At 71.4% G+C, this 3,649-nt stretch carries 5 protein-coding genes; all 5 read left to right on the top strand.

All coding sequences use genetic code 11. From position 1 onward, the window contains the following. Nucleotides 1–341: cytochrome P450 (locus ACI2LP_RS33955; protein ID WP_404728390.1), on the top strand; the 341-nt coding region annotated here is incomplete at its 5' end. A 41-nt stretch (nt 342–382) separates the two neighbouring features. Continuing rightward, entirely contained in the window at nt 383–706 is a 324-nt protein-coding gene (locus ACI2LP_RS33950) for a 2Fe-2S iron-sulfur cluster-binding protein (RefSeq protein WP_404728389.1), read from the top strand. Further along, nucleotides 703–1,959 (top strand): NAD(P)/FAD-dependent oxidoreductase, encoded by a 1,257-nt coding sequence (locus tag ACI2LP_RS33945; protein WP_404728388.1) that lies wholly within the window; start codon nt 703–705, stop codon nt 1,957–1,959. Before ACI2LP_RS33950 ends, ACI2LP_RS33945 begins: the two co-directional genes overlap by 4 nt. Nucleotides 1,960–1,972: 13 nt before the next feature. After that, on the top strand, nt 1,973–3,424 hold the full coding sequence (locus ACI2LP_RS33940) for a fumarylacetoacetate hydrolase family protein (protein ID WP_404728387.1): 1,452 nt from the start codon (nt 1,973–1,975) through the stop codon (nt 3,422–3,424). Then, nucleotides 3,421–3,649, top strand: a 229-nt coding sequence (locus ACI2LP_RS33935; protein ID WP_404728386.1) for a dihydrodipicolinate synthase family protein, incomplete at its 3' end; no start/stop codon positions are given. The genes ACI2LP_RS33940 and ACI2LP_RS33935, both read left to right, overlap by 4 nt.

Below are 3,649 nucleotides of genomic sequence, written 5' to 3'. Positions count from 1 at the left end.
ACCCACGGCAGACCACTACAGAGGTGGAATTGGGTGGCACGCTGCTGCCCGCCGGCGCCCGGCTGGGTGTGATGCTCGGCTCGGCCAACCGCGACGAGAGAGCCTTCGCCGACCCCGACGCCTTCGACATCAACCGTCAGGGCCGCGCGCACGTCGCCTTTGGCGGAGGTCCTCACTTCTGCCTCGGCTCGTGGACCGCCCGCGCCCAGGTCGGCCAAGTGTCCCTGCCCACGCTGTTCCGGCGTCTGACGGGCCTGCGCCTGTCCGACTCCGAACCCGTCCGCCTCGGCGGCTGGGTCTTCCGAGGAGTCCTCAACCTGCCGGTGCGCTGGGAACCGTGACGGCACCGCGCACCCGACCTTCATCGAACGGAGAGACCATCATGCCGAAAGTCGTCTATCTGTACCCCGACGGCTCCCAGGACCGTCTCGACGTACCCGAGGGCACCAGCGTGATGCAGGCCGCGGTGGCCCAGGGAATCGTCGGCATCGTGGCCGAGTGCGGCGGTTCGACGATGTGCGCGACCTGCCACGTCTACATCGACCCGCCCGACGCCGAGTTGCTGCCCGCGGTCAGCGCCGACGAGGACGAGATGCTCGACTGCACCGCCTGCCCGCGCGAACCAGGCAGCCGGCTGAGCTGCCGGATCGTACTCACTGCCGACCTCGACGGCCTCAGGGTCCGCCTTCCGGAGAAGCAGCGATGAGCACGGTCATCGTCGGCGCCGGCCAGGCCGGAGTACACCTGGCGGCCAGGCTGCGCCAAGAGGGCTACCAGGAGCGGATCGTCCTCATCGGGGACGAACCAGAACCGCCCTACCAGCGCCCCCCGCTGTCGAAGTCGTTCCTGCTCGGCTCGGCCCCCGAGCACACGCTGAACCTGCGCGCGGAGTCCTTCTACCGGGACAGCGCGATCGAACTGCTGCGTGGCGAGCGGGTCACATGGATCGACCGGTCCGGCAGGCGGGTGCGGCTGGCCGGAGGAACGCACCTGACCTGGGACCGTCTCGTCCTGGCCACCGGTGCCCGCCCCCGACCCCTTGGCGTGCCGGGCGAGGACCTCGGCGGAGTACTGCCGTTGCGCACCCTGGCCGACGCAGGGGCATTGCGTGAGCGCATGGCATCGGCCCGGTCGGTCGTCATCGTCGGCGGCGGATTCGTCGGTCTTGAGGTCGCGGCCGCCTTCTCAGCCCAAGGCGGTGAGGTGGTGCTGCTCGAAGCAGGTGACCGGCTGATGGGCCGAGCGGTTACCGAGCCGGTGTCCCGGTTCTTCGCCCGCGCCCACGCCGACAGGGGCACCCTGATACGGCTCGGCGTCGGCGCCGTCGAATTCCTCGGCCGCCGCGGGCACGTCACCGCGGTCCGCACCACCGACGGCCACACCCACCCGGCCGACCTCGTGGTGACCGGCGTCGGCGTGCTGGCGAACAGCGAACTCGCCGAGTGGGCCGGACTGGCGGCGGACGGCGGAATCCTGGTCGACGCGGCCCTGCGTACCACCGACCCCCGGGTGCACGCCATCGGGGACTGCGCGCGGTTCCCCAGCGCCCACCACCCCATGCGGGTGCGTCTTGAGTCTGTGCAGAACGCCATGGACCAGGCCGTTCACACCGGTCGCCTCATTGCCACCGGCGAGGTGCACTCCTACCGCGAGCTGCCCTGGTTCTGGAGCGACCAGAAGGGCCTCAAGCTCCAGATCGCCGGGTTGTCGACCGGACACGACCATATTCAACTGCTCGGCGAGCCCGGCAGCGGCCGGTTCTCCGCCCTTGTCTTCCGGGGCGGCCGACTGGTCGCGGTGGAGTCCGTCAACCGACCCGCCGAGCACATGGCGGCCCGGCGCCTTCTCGCGTCCTGCCGCGAGCTGACCCCCGAACGGGCCGCCGCCCCCGGGTTCGACCTGAAGGCCTTCACCGCCGACACCGCCGAATTCGCCGACACCGCCGAATTCGCCGTCTGAGCCAGGGAGAACCATGTCACACCCACTCGGCCGGACGCCCGGCAAGGTGATCGCGGTCCACCTCAACTACCGCAGCCGGGCCAGGGAACGCGGCCGCGTCCCCGACCAGCCGTCGTACTTCCTCAAGCCGCCGACCTCGCTGGCCGGGACCGGACAGCCGCTTCTTCGGCCGCGCGGCTGCGAACTCCTGGCCTTCGAAGGCGAGGTCGCGCTGGTCATCGGCCGCCGCGCCCACCGCGTCGATCCGGCCGACGGTTGGTCCTACGTCCACTGGGTGACGGCCGCGAACGACGCGGGCGTGTACGACCTGCGGTACGCGGACCAGGGGTCCAACCTGCGGTCCAAGGGCGCCGACGGCTTCACTCCGATCGGGCCGCGCCTGCTGGACGCCCGCCGACTGGACCCGGGCGCACTGCGGTTGCGCACCTGGGTCAACGGGGAGGTGGTGCAGGACGACACCACCGACACCCTGTTGTTCCCCTTCGCGGATCTGGTCGCCGATCTGTCACGGCTGGTCACGCTCGAACCGGGGGATGTGATCCTGACCGGCACGCCGGCCGGAGCGTCGGTGGTCTCACCCGGTGACGTGGTTGAAGTCGAGGCCGTGTCGGGCGAGTTGAGCACGGGGCGCCTGCGCACCCCGATTGCGGTCGCCGACCACGATCTGGAGGCGTGGGGCGCGATGCCGAAGGCCGGTCCGGCCGAACGTGCCGCCGCCTGGGGCGCGGCGTTTGTCCCCGAGCCCCTGCTCGACAAGAGCATCGAGGAGGGCTTGCGCGGCGTGGCGGTTGCCACGCTCAGTGCTCAGCTGCGCAAACGCTCTCTGCCGCACATGAGCATCGATGGCGTACGCCCGACCCGGCCCGGCGACACCATGGTGGGCGTCGCGCACACCCTGCGCTATCTGCCGCTGCGCGAGGACTTGTTCCAGCGGTACGGCAACGGCATGAACGCCCAGAAGCGGGCTGTCGAGGAGCTGCGCCCCGGCCACGTCCTGGTGATGGACGCCCGCCGGGACACCAGTGCGGGCACGCTCGGCGACATTCTCGCCCTGCGCGCGCTGCGGCGCGGCGCGGCCGGCGTCGTCACCGACGGGGCGGTGCGGGACAGCGCCACCGTCGCCGCTCTCGGACTGCCGGTCTACCACGCGGGCGCCCACCCGTCGGTGCTTGGCCGCCGCCATGTCCCCTGGGACACCGGCATCCCCGTCTCGTGCGGCGGTGCGCTGGTGCAGCCCGGCGACCTGCTCGTCGGTGATGCGGACGGCGTGGTGGTGGTGCCGCCGGAGCTGGCCGGGGAGCTGATCGCCGACTGCGTCGAACAGGAGCGGCAGGAGCGGTTCATCACCGGGCAGGTACGCGCCGGACAGAGCGTCGACGGCCTTTACCCGCTCGGTCCCCAGTGGCGTGCGGCGTACGCGAAGTGGTGCGACAGCGACAGCGACAGCGAAGGAGACCAGCCATGAAGTTCCGCAGTGACCCGTCCTCCATCCGGGGTTCCATCGCGCCGGTGGTCACCCCCTTCACGGCCGACGGAGCCGTCGACCACGACTCGCTCCGCGCCCTGATCCGCTTCCAGCTGGAGTCCGGCTCGCACGGTGTCTCCCTCGGCGGCTCGACCGGTGAGCCGAGCGCGCAGAGCCCGGCCGAGCGGATCGCGGCCATGGGCGTGGCCGCCGAGGAGATCGCGG

It is taken from the genome of Streptomyces sp. NPDC019890, assembly GCF_044903445.1.
In the GTDB taxonomy this organism is placed as follows: Bacteria; Actinomycetota; Actinomycetes; order Streptomycetales; family Streptomycetaceae; genus Streptomyces.
The sequence above is the reverse complement of the archived record's forward strand: the minus strand, read 5'-3'. Positions and strand labels throughout refer to the sequence as shown.